The sequence below is a fragment of the Enterobacter cloacae complex sp. 277I4 genome, assembly GCF_050031465.1.
Lineage (GTDB): Bacteria > Pseudomonadota > Gammaproteobacteria > Enterobacterales > Enterobacteriaceae > Enterobacter > Enterobacter cloacae.
On the sequence record NZ_JBLGWC010000002.1, the window covers coordinates 193,979 to 211,408 of the forward strand.

General features: G+C 55.9%; 20 protein-coding genes. 16 read left to right on the forward strand and 4 right to left on the reverse strand.

What is annotated here, in order from left to right; translation table 11 throughout:
* Positions 1 to 117 precede the first annotated feature (117 nt).
* The 3 genes from ACQG19_RS26040 to ACQG19_RS26050 are packed head-to-tail and all read left to right on the forward strand — an operon-like array spanning position 118 to position 2,971.
* Positions 118 to 1,350 carry a bifunctional alpha/beta hydrolase/OsmC family protein gene (locus ACQG19_RS26040; RefSeq protein ID WP_004357650.1) on the forward strand — a complete coding sequence of 411 codons (1,233 nt, stop codon included), beginning with the start codon at positions 118 to 120 and terminating at the stop codon, positions 1,348 to 1,350.
* Between the two features lie 32 nt (positions 1,351 to 1,382).
* Entirely contained in the window at positions 1,383 to 1,946 is a 564-nt protein-coding gene (msrA, locus tag ACQG19_RS26045; RefSeq protein WP_011191350.1) for a peptide-methionine (S)-S-oxide reductase MsrA, read from the forward strand.
* Positions 1,946 to 2,971 carry a zinc-binding alcohol dehydrogenase family protein gene (locus tag ACQG19_RS26050; protein WP_004357654.1) on the forward strand — a complete coding sequence of 342 codons (1,026 nt, stop codon included), beginning with the start codon at positions 1,946 to 1,948 and terminating at the stop codon, positions 2,969 to 2,971. The genes msrA and ACQG19_RS26050 overlap by 1 nt, the downstream gene beginning before the upstream one ends.
* 396 nt (positions 2,972 to 3,367) lie before the next feature.
* Here the strand turns inward: ACQG19_RS26050 and ACQG19_RS26055 are convergent, their stop codons facing one another.
* Entirely contained in the window at positions 3,368 to 3,862 is a 495-nt protein-coding gene (locus tag ACQG19_RS26055) for a MarR family winged helix-turn-helix transcriptional regulator (RefSeq protein WP_004099028.1), read from the reverse strand.
* A 557-nt stretch (positions 3,863 to 4,419) separates the two neighbouring features.
* Entirely contained in the window at positions 4,420 to 4,908 is a 489-nt protein-coding gene (locus tag ACQG19_RS26060; RefSeq protein WP_004099027.1) for a YkgB family protein, read from the reverse strand.
* Positions 4,909 to 5,507: 599 nt separating this feature from the next.
* Between ACQG19_RS26060 and ACQG19_RS26065 the strand changes: the two genes are divergently transcribed.
* From ACQG19_RS26065 to ACQG19_RS26110, 10 genes are all read left to right on the forward strand, one after another.
* A complete protein-coding gene (locus ACQG19_RS26065) occupies positions 5,508 to 5,936 on the forward strand; it encodes a type II toxin-antitoxin system YafQ family toxin (protein WP_021140470.1) in 429 nt (142 codons plus the stop codon).
* A gap of 126 nt (positions 5,937 to 6,062) precedes the next feature.
* On the forward strand, positions 6,063 to 6,638 hold the full coding sequence (locus ACQG19_RS26070; RefSeq protein ID WP_001173919.1) for a recombinase family protein: 576 nt from the start codon (positions 6,063 to 6,065) through the stop codon (positions 6,636 to 6,638).
* A gap of 134 nt (positions 6,639 to 6,772) precedes the next feature.
* Complete coding sequence (locus ACQG19_RS26075) at positions 6,773 to 7,063, forward strand: nucleotidyltransferase family protein (protein ID WP_001247892.1); 291 nt, start codon at positions 6,773 to 6,775, stop codon at positions 7,061 to 7,063.
* Positions 7,060 to 7,461, forward strand: coding sequence for a HepT-like ribonuclease domain-containing protein (locus ACQG19_RS26080; protein ID WP_001293886.1), 402 nt, complete (start codon positions 7,060 to 7,062; stop codon positions 7,459 to 7,461). Before ACQG19_RS26075 ends, ACQG19_RS26080 begins: the two co-directional genes overlap by 4 nt.
* Positions 7,451 to 7,807, forward strand: a complete 357-nt coding sequence (locus tag ACQG19_RS26085) for a cupin domain-containing protein (protein ID WP_000215515.1) — start codon at positions 7,451 to 7,453, stop codon at positions 7,805 to 7,807. Before ACQG19_RS26080 ends, ACQG19_RS26085 begins: the two co-directional genes overlap by 11 nt.
* A 254-nt stretch (positions 7,808 to 8,061) precedes the next feature.
* Positions 8,062 to 8,388, forward strand: coding sequence for a hypothetical protein (locus ACQG19_RS26090; RefSeq protein ID WP_003100858.1), 327 nt, complete (start codon positions 8,062 to 8,064; stop codon positions 8,386 to 8,388).
* Positions 8,385 to 8,885: a hypothetical protein gene (locus ACQG19_RS26095; RefSeq protein WP_003100856.1), complete on the forward strand. Its 501-nt coding sequence runs from the start codon at positions 8,385 to 8,387 to the stop codon at positions 8,883 to 8,885. The genes ACQG19_RS26090 and ACQG19_RS26095 overlap by 4 nt, the downstream gene beginning before the upstream one ends.
* Complete coding sequence (locus ACQG19_RS26100) at positions 8,882 to 9,253, forward strand: hypothetical protein (protein ID WP_021243030.1); 372 nt, start codon at positions 8,882 to 8,884, stop codon at positions 9,251 to 9,253. Before ACQG19_RS26095 ends, ACQG19_RS26100 begins: the two co-directional genes overlap by 4 nt.
* The gene (locus ACQG19_RS26105; RefSeq protein ID WP_003100847.1) at positions 9,247 to 9,804 is read left to right on the forward strand and encodes a recombinase family protein; all 558 of its coding nucleotides are present in this window, start codon (positions 9,247 to 9,249) and stop codon (positions 9,802 to 9,804) included. Before ACQG19_RS26100 ends, ACQG19_RS26105 begins: the two co-directional genes overlap by 7 nt.
* A gap of 78 nt (positions 9,805 to 9,882) precedes the next feature.
* Entirely contained in the window at positions 9,883 to 10,887 is a 1,005-nt protein-coding gene (locus ACQG19_RS26110; RefSeq protein WP_000427623.1) for an IS110-like element IS4321 family transposase, read from the forward strand.
* A 181-nt stretch (positions 10,888 to 11,068) separates the two neighbouring features.
* On the opposite strand, the gene ACQG19_RS26115 is transcribed toward ACQG19_RS26110, so the two are convergent.
* Together ACQG19_RS26115 and ACQG19_RS26120 are read right to left on the reverse strand one after the other, a co-directional pair.
* Positions 11,069 to 12,829 (reverse strand): ATP-dependent helicase, encoded by a 1,761-nt coding sequence (locus ACQG19_RS26115; RefSeq protein ID WP_031942310.1) that lies wholly within the window; start codon positions 12,827 to 12,829, stop codon positions 11,069 to 11,071.
* Positions 12,826 to 13,812: a hypothetical protein gene (locus tag ACQG19_RS26120; RefSeq protein ID WP_000211823.1), complete on the reverse strand. Its 987-nt coding sequence runs from the start codon at positions 13,810 to 13,812 to the stop codon at positions 12,826 to 12,828. Before ACQG19_RS26120 ends, ACQG19_RS26115 begins: the two co-directional genes overlap by 4 nt.
* A gap of 920 nt (positions 13,813 to 14,732) precedes the next feature.
* Here ACQG19_RS26120 and ACQG19_RS26125 point away from each other — a divergent pair.
* The 3 genes from ACQG19_RS26125 to ACQG19_RS26135 all read left to right on the forward strand — a co-directional run bounded on the left by ACQG19_RS26125 (position 14,733) and on the right by ACQG19_RS26135 (position 17,427).
* Positions 14,733 to 15,125 (forward strand): hypothetical protein, encoded by a 393-nt coding sequence (locus ACQG19_RS26125; RefSeq protein WP_000341066.1) that lies wholly within the window; start codon positions 14,733 to 14,735, stop codon positions 15,123 to 15,125.
* Between the two features lie 955 nt (positions 15,126 to 16,080).
* Entirely contained in the window at positions 16,081 to 16,728 is a 648-nt protein-coding gene (locus ACQG19_RS26130; protein ID WP_008786873.1) for a hypothetical protein, read from the forward strand.
* A 201-nt stretch (positions 16,729 to 16,929) separates the two neighbouring features.
* Positions 16,930 to 17,427, forward strand: a complete 498-nt coding sequence (locus ACQG19_RS26135; RefSeq protein WP_008786874.1) for a membrane protein — start codon at positions 16,930 to 16,932, stop codon at positions 17,425 to 17,427.
* The last annotated feature ends 3 nt before the right edge of the window (positions 17,428 to 17,430 follow it).

Here is a 17,430-nt window from a genome sequence, read left to right on the forward strand (position 1 = left end):
ATGCGCCAGACATATAAATGATAGCCTGAGATGACGATTACCGGTTGGCGGTGCGCTCCGCTCAGCTCCGTCGAAGGTTCTGAGAGCGCAACCGCCAAGCCGCGTGCTGGAGGTTTGATGGACATGGCAGGAAGATCATTTACGTTTGTCAGTGGGGCTGGCTCTCCGCTGTCCGGGCACCTCGAACCGCCGGAAGGGACGCCGCGGGGCTGGGCGATCTTCGCCCACTGCTTCACGTGCGGGAAAGACAGTCGCGCCGCTGTTCACATCTCGCGCGCGCTGTCGCGTGCGGGCATCGGGGTCTTGAGGTTCGATTTCGCCGGGACCGGGATCGGCGGTGGGACGGGAGAACCTGTGAACTTCGCGTCGGACGTCGAGGACCTTCGGGCCGCCGCAAATGCGATGGCGGCGGCGGGCATGTCACCGTCCCTCCTCGTCGGGCACAGCCTGGGTGGCACCGCTGCGATCGTAGCCGCCGCCGACATGCCTGATATTGCGGCGGTAGCGACGATTGGTGCGCCGGCCGACCTTCAGCATATCTTGCGCCTCTTCGGACCGAATGATCTGGACACCATCGCGAGCGAGGGCGAGGCCTCGGTGGAGATTGCCGGTAGGCCCTTCCTCATTCGCCGAGGGTTCCTTGAGGCGGTTGAGGGGATCGACGTCGAGAAGGCCATTGCCTCCCTGCGACGGCCGGTGCTGGTCATGCACTCTCCGCTGGATCAGGTGGTCGGCATCGACCACGCGTCGCGCATCTTCGTCGCGTCCAGGCACCCTAAAAGCTTCATCTCGCTCGACAACGCGGATCACCTTCTCACCGACGTCGCGGACGCGAACTACGCCGCGGCCATGGTGGCGGTTTGGGCGAGCCGCTTTCTCCCACCACTCAGCGCGGATCTTCCGCAGGTCGAGGTTGCGGAGGGCGTCGTCTCCACCGAAACTCTTGCAGGGACGTTCCAGCTCAAGGTCCGCAGCGGCGAGCACACTCTGTTCGCCGACGAGCCAGCATCGGTCGGTGGCCTCGGGACCGGACTATCTCCCTACGAACTCGTATCTGCCGGCCTCGCAGCCTGCACGGTGATGACGATGCGTCTCTATGCGAACCGCAAGGGCTTTCCGCTCGAACGGGCGAGCACGACCGTGCAGCACGAGAAGGTGCCGGACATGATGCCACCCGACCGGTTCACCCGCACCATTGTCCTCGATGGGCCGCTGAGTGATGATCAGCGCGCTCGGATCCTCGCGATCGCTGATCGGTGTCCCGTCGATCTGAGTCTCATCCGGGGTTCGGACGTGCAGACCGAGCTCTTGAGCGCCAGTCAGGCTGCGGATCCCGCGAGGCTGGCTTGACCGTGGCGCACACGGAGGAGGGCGAACGGACTGTGAGCCAATCGCCTACCGGCAATAGGGCGGCCGCGACAGAGCGAGCAATTCTCGCAGGCGGCTGCTTCTGGGGCATGGAGGATTTGCTGCGCCGAGCCAGGGGAGTCATTTCGACGCGTGTCGGTTACACAGGCGGAGAAATGCCTGATCCGACCTACGCGAGACATTACGGCCATGCGGAAGCAGTGGAAGTGACCTTCGACCCTTCCGTTCTCGCCTATCGCTCGCTCTTGGAACTCTTCTTCCAGATACATGACCCCACGACCTACGAGCAACAAGGCAGCGATGTCGGTCCGAGCTATCGATCGGCGATTTTCTACACCACCGAAGTGCAGAAGGAAGTCGCCCTCACAACCATCGCGGAAATCGAGGCATCAGGAAGCTGGCCAGGCCCGGTCGTGTCGGAGATCAACCCAGAAGAACCCTTTTGGGAGGCGGAGCCAGAGCACCAAGAATACCTGGTGCGCTATCCTGGGGGCTATAGCTGCCACTTCGTGCGCCCGACCTGGCGGTTGGACCGCTCAGACGAACGCCCAGCTGTAATACTTGACAGAAAGAGTTGATGATGACCGAAACCGTGACTAATCAGGCCGCCTGGCAGAAAGCGCCGGGGCAGCCACTGAGGATCGGTGTCACCGCTCTGCCGCATCTGGCGGCGAACGAGATATTGATCCGCAACGCGGCCATCGCGATCAACCCACTCGACTGGATTCTGCAGGACGTCGCGCTTTTGCCATGGCTCGACTATCCCGCGATTCTCGGCAGCGACGTCTCCGGTGAGGTCGCGGCGGTCGGTGGCGCGGTCGAGCGGTTCAAGGTCGGCGATCGAGTCATCGGACAGGCGGTCGGGACAACCGTAAATCAACCTGCGCAGGGTGCGTTCCAGCACCACACGATCGTGCTGGACCACATGGCGGCGCCGATCCCCAACAACATTGCCTTCGCTGATGCGGCAGTCCTCCCGCTTGGCCTTGGCACCGCCGCAAGCGGGCTCTACGGACGGACACAGTTGGCTCTCGCGCCACCGTTACACTCGCCGACCGCGCGTCCAGAGGTCGTTCTGGTCTGGGGTGGATCGTCGAGCGTTGGCTGCAACGCCATCCAGCTCGCGGTGGCGTCGGGCTACAGGTGCGTCGCCACCGCTTCGGCGCGCAACGTCGGCCTGTTGAAGGAGCTGGGTGCAAGCGAGGTTCTTGACCACTCGAGTCCAGCCATCGTGGAAGACGTGATTGAGGCAATGCGCGGGCGCAGTCTCGCTGGAACGCTTCACGCGACCGGTCACATGAAAGACTGTTTTGCCGTAGTTGCGAGATGCGAGGGCTCGCGCCGGGTGGCAGCGACGCTGGCCCCGCCCGACGAGCGTTCATTTGGAGTCGAGGCGACGCACATCTCCGGGACGAGCCTCAAGGATGACGAGGTTGGTCCAATGATCTACCGCGAATTCCTGCCGCAGGCTCTCGCGGCGCGCACGTTCGTCCCCGCCCCTCCGGCGAAGATCGTGGGCCAGGGCCTTGAAATGCTCCAGGCTGCCTTGGAAGCCCTGAAGGCGGGTGTATCCGCAGCGAAAATCGTCGTTACCCTGCCTTGAGTGACCAGCCAGGCGGTTTTTCGCGTTCGCAGTCTGAGGTGGCCCGCACTTTGCCGATTGGGAAGCTCTACCGGGAAAACGCGTTTGGGACGCGCGCTGCGCTCCTGCCGGAGCATGCGTTCCCGAAACCTGTTCCCGACTGCTTTTCCCCGAAACTACCTATCGGACATAGAGAAATGGGAATGCAGCGAGTGGTTTGAACGGCCGCTTCCGAAACCGCGTTCCGATCAATTGAGCGGCTAAAAGTGGGGCGATCACCGACATATTAGAATGAGACCGCCATGCCCGATCGGCCGGCTTGACGCGTAGCCAAAAGAATGCGGCTGATGGTAGGCTCGCTGACATTATGAAGCCCCGCCATCTGAGCAGCGTTGAGCTGCCGCAATTGCGAGTCTCCTACGCGTCGTCGTTCTTCTCGCGGTCCACACCTCGCTCATGCAATTCGGCATCGACGGGGCAGTTCGTGCAGCCCTCGTAGCAGCACAAGCGGCAGATGCGGTATGACTGCTCGAGGTTTTCCAAGCGATTTCGGAGAACGCGTTCAGCGATGTCCGATAAGGTTTTCAGTTCGTCTGGATTAAGGATCGATAGCCCTTCGGCAATCACTTGATCGCGCGAGGCCAGGACCTCGTCGCTCGCGACCTTGCCAGTTGGAGTAAGATAGAGGGATCGCGCGCGCCCGTCTGTCGAATGCTCCCTACGCTCGATCAATCCCTCGCTTACCAATCTATCCACCAGGCGAACAGTTCCAGCATGTGAAAGGCCCACCCCGATCGCAAGCATACGGATCGAGAGCCCGGGCTTGTGCGCGAGCAACGCCAGCGCTGAGGCGGCGGGTCCAGCTTCCGGCGCCCGCGATGAACTAGCGCGAACGATGTCGTCGCTGATCATGAGTGCGAACGCCCCGAAAATGTTTCGATCTCGAGGTCCATCCATTGCCACATCTATATGTGCGCGGAGCATAGACAGCAAGCCATACCGTGGTCCTCTTCCTCCGCGCGGCTTGTGGAAAATGTCCTGTTTTAGAAGGGTTTCGGAGGATTTCGACTGATCGAGCGCGCCGAAAAAAACGGGTCCGGCTCGTTAAGGCCGCGGAACCGTTGATACCTGGCGGCTATAGGGCAAGCCTTTTCGCTCGGAATCGCCGTAGGTCGCGCCCGAGAATCACTCCGCGTCAGCGCTGTCATCCAGGCCGCGCAGGTGCAGATCAGCGAGACCTAGCTTGCCCCCGGCGTCGCACTTCCATCGTGTCACCGCGCGCGATCACGATTGTATCAATCCCATTGAGGAACAGTCCGTGCTCCACGACGTCGGGGATTGCGGCGAAACGGGCGAAGACCGCGTCGCCATGCAGCTGAGCGCCTCCGGGCTCGATATCGCGACGGAGCATCCATGCCCCGCGGAGGTTCTGCAGGATTTGCACGCCCGCCGTCACGAGAGGACCACAGTCACGAGAGCACAAGCGCCCCTCTGTGGCGGACCGAAGCACGCAGCAGCACGAGGGACGCCGCTAGCAGAACTGCGTCCTTCAGTAGAAACTGCCCTGGTGCAGCCGAAATCGCAGGAAAGCCGCCGGCAGTCTGCTCCGCGACACCTGGAGTGGTGATGAAAAAGGTCAGCGTGATCAGATAGGTCGCTGCTGACATTAGTGCGCCTAGCGCAGAGAAGAGTGGACGAAATGCACCAAGGATCAGAACGAGACCGGTAGATAACTCGATAACGCCGATGAAATAGCTTTGCCCCTGCGTCCCGAACATGCCGAGCCAATTCATGATCGGGCTGTGTTCGATAAACGGGGCGATACCATAGGCCTCGTACGCTGTGAACTTCATCGCGCCGAACCACAGAAATACGATCACGAGAGCCCATCTAAGCAGGCCAAGATCCCTCCGACCGTGCTCGGGGACAAGAAATTCATAACGGTCGAAAATGCTCATCTAAAATTCCTCAACAGTGGTCCCGTGGGAACGTCACGAACGTCGTCTACGTGCTTCGGGCAGGCGTTGCAGTATATGCGCGACGCATATACTAATAAGCGAGATATGTCGAGCGGCTGGCTCGCGCTTCGCTGCCTCACTCGATCAATCGCACCGTCCCGGCATGAGAAAGCCCGATCGAGGTAGCCAAAACGCTGATCGGCAGTCCGGGCTCCATGCTGAGTAACACCATCACGGCGGTCCCCGGGCCGCTTGGTGAAAACGAGGCCGAGACACTGGCGATGCTGTCTGCAACGGCCAACGCGAGTGCACCTAAATGGTACTTGGCAACCTCAGGCTCCATACCGCAAGAATATATGCTTCGCGCATAGACTTCAAGCGTGTGAAAATGTATGACCGCCGCATGCATCTATGACAGATTCGGACATGGTCATGCTCATTGAGGGGCTCAGCTCGGATTCCACATCTGAGATCAACGGACGTGCTCGTTCCCCAGGCGCTAGCGGGGGTGGGCTCGATGAAAGTGGACGTGCATGGGTGCCGCTCACCGGGCGCAGGCGGTTCGCCGATGAGACCGCCGGTATGATAGGACGGGTCTCATGCCCGACCTGACTCTTGATCTCCGATACCTGAAGTACGCCGTTCAGGTCGCCGAGGCCGGCAGCTTCCGCCGAGCGGCGGAGCGCCTATCGATATCGCAATCCACCGTCAGCCGACGTGTGCAGCTGTTGTCATTTTCAGAAGACGACTGCACCAGACAACGCGGTTTGAAGGCTGTTGTGCAGTCGTCTATTGAACGAACAGTATCAGGAGTCCGCTGCACGAATGATGACCTCAAGCCGGTTCTGGTCGCGCTGGCGACCGATCAGCCCCTGGATGTGCGATACCGCGACCACGATCTTTCCGGCGATTGGGCGGGCTACCGCGAATGCCACATCAAGCCCGACCTGCTGCTGATCTACCGCAAGTCCGACGCCGACACCCTGCGACTGGCGCGGCTTGGCTCCCATAGCGAGCTGTTCGGCTGATGCCAGTCGCCTTGTCCGCCAAACGATCATTAGGCGGCCAAACCGGACGCCTGTCCGAAAACATCTTGCGCAACGGGATGACGGACAATAAGATAGGCGGACGGTATAACGGACAAATGGGCGGAAATGGCACTCATCGGCTATGCGCGGGTATCGACGGCGGAACAGGACACCGCCTTGCAGACGGATGCGCTGCGCAATGCAGGCTGCGAACGGGTTTTCGAGGACACGGCATCCGGGGCCAAGGCAGACCGGCCCGGCTTGGCCGATGCGCTGGCTTATCTGCGCGATGGCGATGTGCTGGTCGTCTGGCGGCTGGATCGGCTTGGCCGCTCCCTGCCGCACCTGATTGAGACGGTCGGCAAGCTGGAAGCACGGGGCGTCGGCTTCCGCTCGTTGACTGAAAACATCGACACCACCACGCCGGGCGGACGGCTCATCTTCCATGTGTTCGGTGCGCTGGGCCAGTTCGAGCGCGACCTGATCCGCGAGCGCACCAAGGCCGGGTTGACCGCTGCCGCCGCACGCGGGCGCAAAGGCGGACGCAAGCCGGTTGTCACTGCCGACAAGTTGCAACGAGCGCGGGAGCTTGTCGCCAACGGCTTGAATGTCCGCGAGGCCGCCGCACGCCTCAAGGTAGGAAAAACCGCTCTCTACGCTGCCTTGCAGGCGGCCAGTTCTGGCAGTGCAGCCGACTCCTGATATTTCGTGCAGTCGCCTTCTGAAAACGACAGCGCGGCACGGGAATCAAGGCATTGCGATTCTCGAAAATAGTTCTTGAAATTCTATTCTTGATTGCATATCATCTCAACGAGTTTCGATAAGAAAGGATGCGCATGCGACCGTCTGTTGTGCTTGACATGAAGCGAAGCGCAGTGCGTGAAGCGGTAGGCCGCTTTCGCGCCGCGAACCCGCGCGTCTTCGGCTCGGTGCTGCATGGCACCGACCGGGATGGCAGCGACCTCGACCTGTTGGTCGATGCGCTGCCCGGTGCCACGTTGTTGGACTTGGGCGATTTGGAAGAAGAACTGAAATCGCTGCTCGGCGTTGACGTCGATCTGCTGACTCCCGGCGACCTGCCGCCGAAGTTCCGGGCCAAGGTGCTCGCGGAGGCGCAACCGATATGAGCGAGAACCGCCTGCCCGATTACCTCGACCACATTCAGCAGGCCGCAACCGATGCGCGCAGCTTCGTGGAAGGGATGGCCAAGGACGACTTCTTGGCCGACAAGCGCACCCAGCAGGCCGTCATCATGAGCCTGATCGTCATCGGCGAGGCGGCCACAAAGGTGATGGATGGCTACGTCGAGTTCACCCAGGCGCATGCCGACGTGCCGTGGCGCAGCATGCGCAATATGCGTAATCGCATGGCTCACGGCTATTTCGACATCAACCTCGATGTGGTGTGGGAGACGGTACAGGAATGGCTGCCGGCGTTGCTCCAGCAATTGCCCGCCGTGCGTCAGGATGCCGACGATGAAGACCGTAACGACAACTGTGAAAGAGGGATCTCCGATGACTGTTGAATCGAGAATATTTTCTGTAGCCGAGTATGTTCAGCCGTCCGAAGGCGAGCCTATTCGTTCCGTTGTGCTTGAAACCCGAGACTCAATTATCGTGGTTTGGCATGTCCATCCCGGGCAGGAAATTGCGGCTCACATTCATCCTCACGGCCAAGACACGTGGACTGTTTTGTCGGGAATGGCTGATTACTTTCAGGGCAATGGGATTGTTCGTGCCCTCAGGGAAGGTGAGATAGCCGTGGCAAGACCGGGCCAAGTGCACGGGGCGCGAAATACAGGTACCGAGCCATTTGTGTTAGTCTCGGTTGTGGCATCAGCCAATGCCGGTTTCGTATTGGCTGAGCGATAGAGCCCAATCTCTGGAGTTGGTCCAATGAGCGGTCGGGGAGATAGGTAACAGACATGCAGCGGACACGGCTGCTAAACCAGGTCGCAAACCTCCTTGCGTCGCAGCGTGCCGCAAGCGACGCGATCAATCGAATGGGGTCGGCATGAGACTGAACACCATCCAGTTCCCGACCGCGTAGCCGCCTGTCCTGCCGATCAGGTCTTGACCATCGACGCCTGGGATCAGTCCTGAATGTTCTTGGAGACCACTACGTTATGAGCCGCAGCCGCCGCAAAACACCCATCGTCGGGCACACGACCTGCGGCAGCGAGCGCGAGGACAAGAAGCTCTGGCATCAGCGCTGGCGCACCCGTGAGCGCACGGCGCTGACCAGCGCGTCGCCCGAAGCCCTGAGCGCCCATCTGCCCCTGCTGGAAAACCAGGCCAGCAGCGTCTGGTCGATGGGCAAGGATGGCCGCTCCTACTGGCCCGTCAAGCGCCAGGCCGCCACGGCGGATCGCATCGCCAATCACAAGGGACGCAACCCGCAAGAACGCGCCTCCCTGAAAAAGCGCCTGCTGCGCAAGTGGATGAGCAAATGAAGCTCTCCTTCCATCAGCACATTGCGCTGTTCTGGATGATCGGTGCTCCGGGCGTCTTCGCGCCCGTGATCGAGAACGCCAAGCGGCCCGATGCCGGCGCCGTCATGGCGTGGGGTGTCGCGATCGTGGCGGTGATGATCCTCTTCACCCCTTTGCTGCTGCGCTGTCCACCATTCCGGCGCTGGTATGGCCGGACGGATGCGCTGTCGGAGCGGCAGCGCCAGGCGCTTGCCGAGCGCGGCCTGCGCCGCTACTACCAGACCGCTTTCGATGACGGCTACGTGCCCCGCGTGATGCCCTACGTGTGGCGCATCATCTGGACGGTCGGCGGGTTGATGGCTGTGACCGCCGTACTGCCTACCAACACCGGACGGCCAGCCTTCGATGCCTTGGTGGTCTTCTCGACCTGGTATCCGATAGGCGTGATGCTGCTGGTTTTCGCGTCGAGGCCCCTTGGCCGGTTGATTCGCCAAAGAGCACAGGAGCGGCGGAAATGAGCACGTCAACCATCGAGGCGCTGGCCAGCGCCTGGGCAAGGATTGCCGAGGAAGCGGAATTCCCCGCTGACTACGAGGGGACTGCCACACCACAAGCGCATCGGGCTAGCGAAGCTATTCAGGAGCAGATTCGGGAGCGCATCGTCGCCACCAACGACATGCGGCTGTTCAGCCTGCTGCACCTGCTGAGTCAGGCGTCGCTGCGCATGGAGCAAGCGCTGTGGCCGGAGGATTACGAGCGGATGACGCGCGAGGTTGAGGAAGCCCTGCGGCAAGCCACCGACGCCAACGCCAGATCGTACACCCACGAAGAAGTGATGCAGGCGATGCAGGAACGCATCGACCGGGCGCGAGACAAGCCATGTTGATTGGCTATGCGCGCGTCTCGACGCAGGATCAGAACCTGGAGCTGCAACGCGAAGCCTTGAGCAAGGCCGGATGTAAAAAGGTCTTCGAGGACAAGGTGAGTGGCACGCGGGCAGACCGGCCTGGCTTGGCCAAGACGCTCGAAATGCTGCGCGAAGGCGATACTTTGGTCGTCTGGAAGCTCGACCGGCTGGGCCGGTCGGTCAAGCAACTGGTCGATCTGGTCGGCGATCTGCACAAGCACGGTGTCCAGTTCAGGAGCCTCACCGACTCCATCGACACCGGCACACCATCCGGGCGGTTCTTCTTCCACGTCATGGCGAGCCTTGCCGAAATGGAGCGCGAGCTGACCGTCGAGCGCACCCGCGCCGGGCTGGAAGTCGCCAAGCAGCTCGGCCGCAAAGGCGGCCGCAAGCCGAAGATGACCGACAGCAAGATCGAGTCGGCCAAGAAGCTGCTGGCCAGCGGGGTGCCGCCCAAGGACGTGGCCAAGAACCTCGGCGTGTCCATTCCGACGCTGTACCGCTGGGTGCCAGCCTCCACGCACGCTTAGCGTGCTTTATTTAATGAGATGGTCACTCCCTCCTTCCCGGTACTATGCTGAGGACAGGCTTTCATTCGGAGAACTATCATGGAAAACATTGCGCTCATTGGTATCGATCTGGGTAAAAACTCTTTCCATATTCATTGCCAGGATCGTCGCGGGAAGGCTGTTTACCGTAAAAAATTTACCCGGCCAAAGTTGATCGAATTTTTGGCGACATGCCCCGCTACAACCATCGCAATGGAAGCCTGTGGCGGTTCTCACTTTATGGCACGCAAGTTGGAAGAGTTGGGGCATTCCCCAAAGCTGATATCACCACAATTTGTCCGCCCGTTCGTTAAAAGCAATAAAAACGACTTTGTCGACGCCGAAGCTATTTGTGAAGCTGCATCGCGTCCGTCTATGCGTTTTGTGCAGCCCAGAACGGAATCTCAGCAGGCAATGCGGGCTCTGCATCGTGTCCGTGAATCCCTGGTTCAGGATAAGGTAAAAACAACCAATCAAATGCATGCTTTTCTGCTGGAATTTGGCATTAGCGTTCCCCGAGGAGCTGCCGTTATTAGCCGACTGAGTACCATTCTTGAGGATAATAGTTTGCCTCTTTACCTCAGCCAGTTATTGCTGAAATTACAACAGCATTATCACTATCTTGTTGAGCAGATTAAAGATTTGGAATCCCAGTTGAAACGAAAGTTGGACGAAGATGAGGTTGGACAGCGCTTGCTGAGCATTCCCTGCGTCGGAACACTGACAGCGAGTACTATTTCAACTGAGATTGGCGACGGGAAGCAGTACGCCAGCAGCCGTGACTTTGCGGCGGCAACAGGGCTTGTACCTCGGCAGTACAGCACGGGAGGTAGGACGACATTGCTGGGAATTAGTAAGCGAGGTAATAAAAAGATCCGAACTTTGTTGGTTCAATGTGCCAGGGTATTCATACAAAAACTGGAACACCAGTCTGGCAAATTGGCCGATTGGGTCAGGGATTTACTGTGCCGGAAAAGCAACTTTGTCGTCACTTGTGCTCTGGCAAACAAGCTGGCCAGAATAGCCTGGGCCCTAACGGCACGACAGCAAACTTATGTAGCATAACGGCAGAAATACACCGGTTTAAAGAATTACTGATCTGGTTTTGCGAATACTGATATTGATGATACTAACGGCCCACCGGCCTGTTGAGGAACCTGTAAAACGGAAAGGCTCATTGAAGCCGTATATTTTCTGGAGGTTCATCAGGCGCGGAACTCATCAAGGCGCGGGAATAAAATCCCATTCAGACGCCGGATAGATTCAAGCAAGCCAACTTGTCGTCAAAATCGGTGTTGCAAAAACGGGAGTGACCATAGATTCCGTTTTCTGAGACGACCCCGATCAGTATTACGTTATCCCACTCCAGCCCCTTGGAACCATGCAGTGTGGAAAGGATGAAGGGATCGCAGTCAGTAGCAGCCTCGCCTGGATTCAAGATAAGGTTTAAAAACGTGCGGGAATCGATCTTACTGGAGTCAAGTAGCTCCCCGATCCTCACGACCCCTCGTTGCTGGTCGTTCGATCCAGTGCGAGTTACACCCTCAGAGCCAACACTATCAATGAAACCCTCCATACTCAGGCGTCGTAACACATCGATAGCAGGCGTTTCCTCTCCGTCTTTCTGGCAGATAGTGGCGAGCCTGCCCAGCCGATCTTTTTGGTATTGTGCGCCCTCGAATAACTGACCTAGAGCAGACCATAGGTCGGCGTGCGGAGCCATCAATCCACTGAGCGCCGCTTTGAATTGCCCTTTCTGCCATCTAAAACCAGCCTCCTTCAGAAAGCCGTAAACAATCGCTTGTTTGTTGGGATGGTTTTCCAGTAGCCGCAGATCGCCGTACACAGACAGCAAGACGCCAACTACCAGTATCCCGATTTCGGTGCGGGTGTGTAATGCGCTTGAACCATTGAGGTAGCGATAAGGTAGCCCACACAGGCGTAAAGCAATTTCCGCCTCAGCAAGGTTCGCCTTAGTGCGGGACAATATGGCTTGTGTTCCACTGCTCACCGAGAGGTTTGATAGCACCTTGGATAGGCAGTTATCAAAGTGCAATCTGACCTCTGTTTTGGGGGTGCTAGGATGACTGACACAAAGCTTGGTCAGCTTTGTAGAGTTGCGCCGAATTACCGAGTTAGCCATCAAGGAAAGCTCATGGCCAAATCTGAACGTGCATGACAGTTGAAACACCTTCGTATTCGGGTAGTGCCTTTCAAACAGTCCGCCGATAAAGTCTGGTCGAGCACCACGCCACTCATAAATACACTGGTTAACATCACCAACAGCCATAACCGACGTATCCGACTTAGATAGCAAGCGGGTCATGTCATGCTGTATCAGGTTAACGTCCTGATATTCATCAACAATGATGTGCTTGAAGTGGGCACCAAGGCTGCTGTCATTACGCAACAGTGCGACAGCCTCAATCAAACAGTCATCAAAGGTTCGCAGACTGTTTTCCTCCAGCAGCTCACAATAGCGGCCATAGGCGTGAATAAACTCCCGTTTGATGTTGCTGAACGTTGGATCATTGGCAGCATCAACAGGAGTTACGGCCGCCGCCCGGCAGCGAGCAATAAACAGCTCGAAGTTTTCAATTTCATTGGGGTCAATATAATTCGCCTCATGGTCAAAGCCATAGCGGTAGGCTTGCTTTACCAGTTGCTCATAGCGGTAGTCGCTTGGAGTAATGAGGTCTTTCTTCTTGATTATCTGTTGGCGTTCTCCGTAACCAACAATCTTTAAGGCCAAGCTGTGGAACGTGCGGATTTCTGGAATCACGCTCGACATCAGTGCCGTCTTCAAGTTCTCCGTGAAGCTCACCTGCGCCGACTTGTTGTACATCAGGATCAGAATGGAGCGAGGATCAGTTCCCGTCTTGACCAGCCGCTCAACGCGCTTTACAAGTGTGGTTGTTTTCCCGCTACCAGGTACGGCTTTTACCAACGCATGTCCGGTGTCATGGCTGACAATACTTTTCTGCTCCCAAGTCAGTCTTTTGGTCATGCCTTAACCTTGTAATTGGCGCACTGACGGGCCTCGGTGTAGGGAACGATCTTTGCCTTACTGTGACATTGCAGATAGCCATCCTCCCATCGGCCTGCTTGCTCGCACATAATGCAGTTGGGAAATAGTGAATGAGGATCGGCGTGACGGATAAAAGCTCGTAAGTTATCAGCCAGCTCAGCGGCCCCTAACGATCTAGGCCATGTGTTCACGTCAGAATTGATTGTTAAATCCACTTCAGCGAGCGGCATCGTTTGTTCGTTGAGTCGGCCGGAACCACTTAAACTCCAGACAGACATATCCACGTTACCTACTGAGCAGACGCCGCTACAGGTGTCCACAGATTGAAACGGGGGAAGCCAGTTGAATACTCTCAGGATCTTCTCCTTGATCGAGTAGGCCCCGGTAAGCAACATCTGAATATCAGAGGCAGATTGGACCTTAAACTCAAGAATCGGGATACCGGCTTCGATCTTGTCTTGAGAGCAGGGGTGTGTGACACAAATCTCTACGTAGCAACGCCTTTCGCCAGTCGTATCATACAACATCACGTCTGGTCGCAGCCCTGTGACCTTATCGTGTTTTTCCAGCTCTGCCTGATCGAAAAATTGAGTCAAGTTGTAGCGTGCAGGCACGGATTTTACGCACTGACGTGCTTCGTCTCTAACCAAGGCTAAACGAGAACCATTACAGGCAACCCGGCGCTCCAGCTCAAGGCTAATAGGCATTTCACGGCTGAGAGCTTGTTGGTAGCGATAGAAGAATGCTTCTTTGCCGCACTTGTGAAGATAGGTTTCAAGGGCACAGCATTCTTCCGAATGGCGAAAGTGCTTAGCGTTGAACTCGCCCATTACCGGGGTCAGGGGGCTCTTACAACCTGGGCAGGTGTAAGTATGTGAGCGCAGGGCAGCGCCAATGTGCGTGAGGGTGCCCTCGCCGTCTAGCGCGTAAGCGTATTGTATTGAGCTGGATTGAGTTGTCATGACTGCGTATCCTCCCAAAAAAATCCAGCTAAGAACAGACCTTACGGCAGGCAAATGGTAAGTAGTGCTTCTTGAAGCAGTCGAGTGTACAGCGGCTCAGTGAAAAAGCTAATCGCCCGCTCAACAACCTAGTGATACTGGTGCAGATTCGACAATGAGTTAATGCCCGGAGAGCATCTGCAAGACTTCTAGCTGGAAGGCATTCCAACCAGCCCTCGCTTCTGAAAAGCCGTCAGGAAACGGTAAAATCCAACCAAGTGAGCAACTTCACTTGATCAAAGATCTAAGGCTAGAATGATGGAATTCCAACCTTAGTTTGCAAATAGCCTAAACATATAACTTCCTCTGAGGATTTAAAAGAATTCTCAGATGTCTTGAAAGCTACTTTTTAAACTTTCTCATTCTGAGAAGCATATTTAATTTTGCTGCGTCTGCTCGTGCTGCTGCTACAGAAAGGGCTTTATGCAGTGAAACTACCACGACAAACAAACAGAACATCGACCAGAATCCATCCATTTCGTTTACCTAATCGTTGAGGTTTTTATTCGGGATATCTGGCTAAATAGGACTACACAGATACCCAGTTAAACCCCCCGCTTACATAACACTCCGGTTCCTCACCAGACGTTTTATTCTATCGCGGTCTGTGGTTATCAGAAGCTGCATAAACCGGTTATTTAGTCCGTTACGCGAAAATTATTGAGGATCCGGGCTGTTAAACTGTTCTTCCTCTTTCGCTTCCGGAGAAAAGGGGAGGTGTCACCCTGCGGCCGGGTAGTGAAAGGGATTTGACGTAATTCAGGCGAAGGGCGAACAAGACCGCAAAGGACGCCCGGGCGACCGGATACCTGCCGGGTTGTGCGAAGTAAAAACCGGAAGCAGTGATAACACAAACAGGCCCCTACAGCGTAAGGATTGTGATGGACGATAAAGAGCAATTTACGAATCTTGTGGCAAAGCATGCCTCCGGACTCACCGAAGAGCAGCTGGCCGGTTACGATGCCTGTTCCCTGGATGGTGAATGCGTCACGCCTTCATACGAGGTTTTCCGGGGGTATCGTACCCGCCATACCCTGGATGAATTTCTGGAGATGGCCATATCGCTGAATGCCATCCACCCGGATGAATATTTAACGGATATGCTGCTTAAGCCTCATGAGGTGATCGGCGCTCTGGCCGATGAAGGCGACCAGCTGAACAACGCCACCCCGGTTTATTTCTTCCCGGATACCGGCGTCTATGCAGCGGCCGTCAGTGAAACCCGGGTGCTCGATGCCTGGCTTTGCTGGCCATGCTACCCGGCGAACTGGTAACGCGGCCGTTGGAATTGCACCGGCAGGATACGAATTTAACCGACCCCGTGGCGGGAAGGTTATCACAATTGCATGTCCTCATCCCTCAAGCCCCCTGCCAGGCCTCAACGTGCTGTCAGGCTTCGCCTGATTCCCGATCTGCGCCGGTACCTAAGCCGATAACTTATTGTTTTCTTTTTATTTCCTCCCCATTTCCTCAAAAATCGCGGGCGGCGTGGACAGGGCACCATTGCCGCATGTGGGGTCTTAATGAGGGCAGGGTGGTCAGGTTTGCTCGATGCCGGGGGTAGGCCCCACCCCTTATGGGATGAGGACATGCAAATAAGATAACTATATGAAATGACGGAGGTTGCTCAGATGGTTGTCGCGTCATATTTAAGTTGTGTCACTTATGATCGTATGCATCTGATTGCAAGGAGGAGCGATGAGACAATAAAGTTGTATCGCTAACATTAAAGTTGTATCGCTATTTTCGTGTCGTGACATTAAAGTTGTATACTTACAGCTCTTCAAAGATTTAACTAATTGAATATATAGAACTTTGCTGAGTAAATAGATAGCTGAGGATTTTAGTGACAGACAGGGAAGGAAGATAATTTGTTGTCGATGGACCTGACGAATGTCTGACTGCCTGATTTACGGTTACTACTCTGTTTGCACTCCGTTGCCCTCGCCGGTTGGTTCAAGATCATACGTTGAGCCAGGTACACCGATAAATGGATTAATGATTTCATGTACATTGCCGATAATTTTGTCTGTTGCTCTCTAAATAGAGGGCGTCATTGACCTACGCTGTTGTGCATACCCGTCCGGGGGAGCGGCAGTACCATAGAGGGTCAGACTAATCGAATTGGCGGGAAATCACCCAGCGCATTTATTTGCCCTGACTTGTTCAGCAGACATAACTTCGGTCGTATGACCTGGTGGTTACCTGCCTTCTGAAGGAGAAGTTAAAATGCTTGAAAACTACGTTTGCAAAATCTATGTGAGTGATAATTCAAACCCTAGTTCATTTCGCGAAGCAACGGCATTTGGCTTCGATGACGGTACGAGTGCACACCTTCTCACCGCAGCCCATGTTGTGACGGATGTTCTTGGCAAGAAATACCCCAGCAGCAACAACCAAAAGCTTTACGTAATATTCCACAATCATCTCGGACCAGTAAACACCATCCCAGTACCTGTTGAATTCATTCTTAAGGACTGTAATGACCAAAGCAACTTTCAAGGCAATATGCCGTTTGTAGATAGTGCGAAAATGATTTTGCCATCTGGAATGAAACAGCCTGTATCACATTATTTTAAACGCCGTCCCCCCGTCGGCAACATGCAAACATTTGGGGTCGGATATCCATTGGGCCAGACTGCACTTTCAACGGTCCTTGGGAAAATTCAAAGTGTCACTTCCTGCTACTGCGCTAAACACTCTAACCAGCATTGCACATCTCGTTTTGAAATTTCGCATTACAACAAGCAAGGATGCTCAGGGGGGCCCTATATCATATCTGATGAAGGTGAGTATTATGTTATAGGTAGTCTCATTGGTGAAATTCATCCAGGTCCACCTCCAACCCTGTCAGTTCAGTCATCGACCGATTTTTAGCACTACCAGTTTTCGACGGTGCCCGGCTGGATAATTTTCGGGGCCGGGCAATGCGGTGTCAGCATTTACTATCAGCAAAACGCTTTGAATCTGACCACCGTGAACTGGAAAGTGCACCAATAGTAAGTCATGATTTCTTCATCACTTTTATGGTGCTTTTTTTCACCTACCACACAGCAAGTTATGAATACGAGGCCTGTAATGGACGCTACCGAAACTGAAGAGCTCGAAAAAATTCGCAAGAAGGCAATGGATGAAGTTACAAGTGCTCTTCAGGCGCTTGAAAATAAGTTCCCGGGTATTACTGAGGGCGCAGCAGCATTGGCGGGGTCAGGCGTAGGCGCTGCGGCTTCCTTCGGTGCTCTCTATACGCTTGGTACAACGGGAGTGTCAGCAGCAGGCATAACCTCCGGGCTCGCTACAGCAGGGTCTATCGTCGGTGGTGGTATGGTTGCAGGCATTGCGGTATTGGCCGCACCTGTAGCTGTGTTAGGGATTGGCGGGTACGCGATAGTGAAACACAAAAAAAATACGAAACTGACAGCCGCCCTCAGTCAGGCCATTCAAAAGCTCTATGAAGTACAGGAAAGGTTAATGTCGAATGCGGAGTTTTTTAAGGCAGAAATTGCTGGGATCAAGGCAACAATCGACATGCTTACTAAGAAAGCTCCAAAAGGTAGCCTGGTCGCGGTGAGGTAAACA

Coding starts and splice junctions, on each gene's coding strand:
- ACQG19_RS26070 (WP_001173919.1), top strand. CDS start 6,063: ATGGCACTCATCGGCTATGCGCGGGTATCGACGGCGGAACAGGACACC.
- ACQG19_RS26055 (WP_004099028.1), bottom strand. CDS start 3,862: ATGATCAGCGACGACATCGTTCGCGCTAGTTCATCGCGGGCGCCGGAA.
- ACQG19_RS26080 (WP_001293886.1), top strand. CDS start 7,060: ATGAGCGAGAACCGCCTGCCCGATTACCTCGACCACATTCAGCAGGCC.
- ACQG19_RS26115 (WP_031942310.1), bottom strand. CDS start 12,829: ATGACCAAAAGACTGACTTGGGAGCAGAAAAGTATTGTCAGCCATGAC.
- ACQG19_RS26105 (WP_003100847.1), top strand. CDS start 9,247: ATGTTGATTGGCTATGCGCGCGTCTCGACGCAGGATCAGAACCTGGAG.
- ACQG19_RS26130 (WP_008786873.1), top strand. CDS start 16,081: ATGCTTGAAAACTACGTTTGCAAAATCTATGTGAGTGATAATTCAAAC.
- ACQG19_RS26110 (WP_000427623.1), top strand. CDS start 9,883: ATGGAAAACATTGCGCTCATTGGTATCGATCTGGGTAAAAACTCTTTC.
- ACQG19_RS26050 (WP_004357654.1), top strand. CDS start 1,946: ATGATGACCGAAACCGTGACTAATCAGGCCGCCTGGCAGAAAGCGCCG.
- ACQG19_RS26065 (WP_021140470.1), top strand. CDS start 5,508: ATGCCCGACCTGACTCTTGATCTCCGATACCTGAAGTACGCCGTTCAG.
- ACQG19_RS26100 (WP_021243030.1), top strand. CDS start 8,882: ATGAGCACGTCAACCATCGAGGCGCTGGCCAGCGCCTGGGCAAGGATT.
- ACQG19_RS26085 (WP_000215515.1), top strand. CDS start 7,451: ATGACTGTTGAATCGAGAATATTTTCTGTAGCCGAGTATGTTCAGCCG.
- ACQG19_RS26135 (WP_008786874.1), top strand. CDS start 16,930: ATGGACGCTACCGAAACTGAAGAGCTCGAAAAAATTCGCAAGAAGGCA.
- ACQG19_RS26125 (WP_000341066.1), top strand. CDS start 14,733: ATGGACGATAAAGAGCAATTTACGAATCTTGTGGCAAAGCATGCCTCC.
- ACQG19_RS26120 (WP_000211823.1), bottom strand. CDS start 13,812: ATGACAACTCAATCCAGCTCAATACAATACGCTTACGCGCTAGACGGC.
- ACQG19_RS26090 (WP_003100858.1), top strand. CDS start 8,062: ATGAGCCGCAGCCGCCGCAAAACACCCATCGTCGGGCACACGACCTGC.
- ACQG19_RS26095 (WP_003100856.1), top strand. CDS start 8,385: ATGAAGCTCTCCTTCCATCAGCACATTGCGCTGTTCTGGATGATCGGT.
- ACQG19_RS26075 (WP_001247892.1), top strand. CDS start 6,773: ATGCGACCGTCTGTTGTGCTTGACATGAAGCGAAGCGCAGTGCGTGAA.
- ACQG19_RS26060 (WP_004099027.1), bottom strand. CDS start 4,908: ATGAGCATTTTCGACCGTTATGAATTTCTTGTCCCCGAGCACGGTCGG.
- ACQG19_RS26040 (WP_004357650.1), top strand. CDS start 118: ATGGACATGGCAGGAAGATCATTTACGTTTGTCAGTGGGGCTGGCTCT.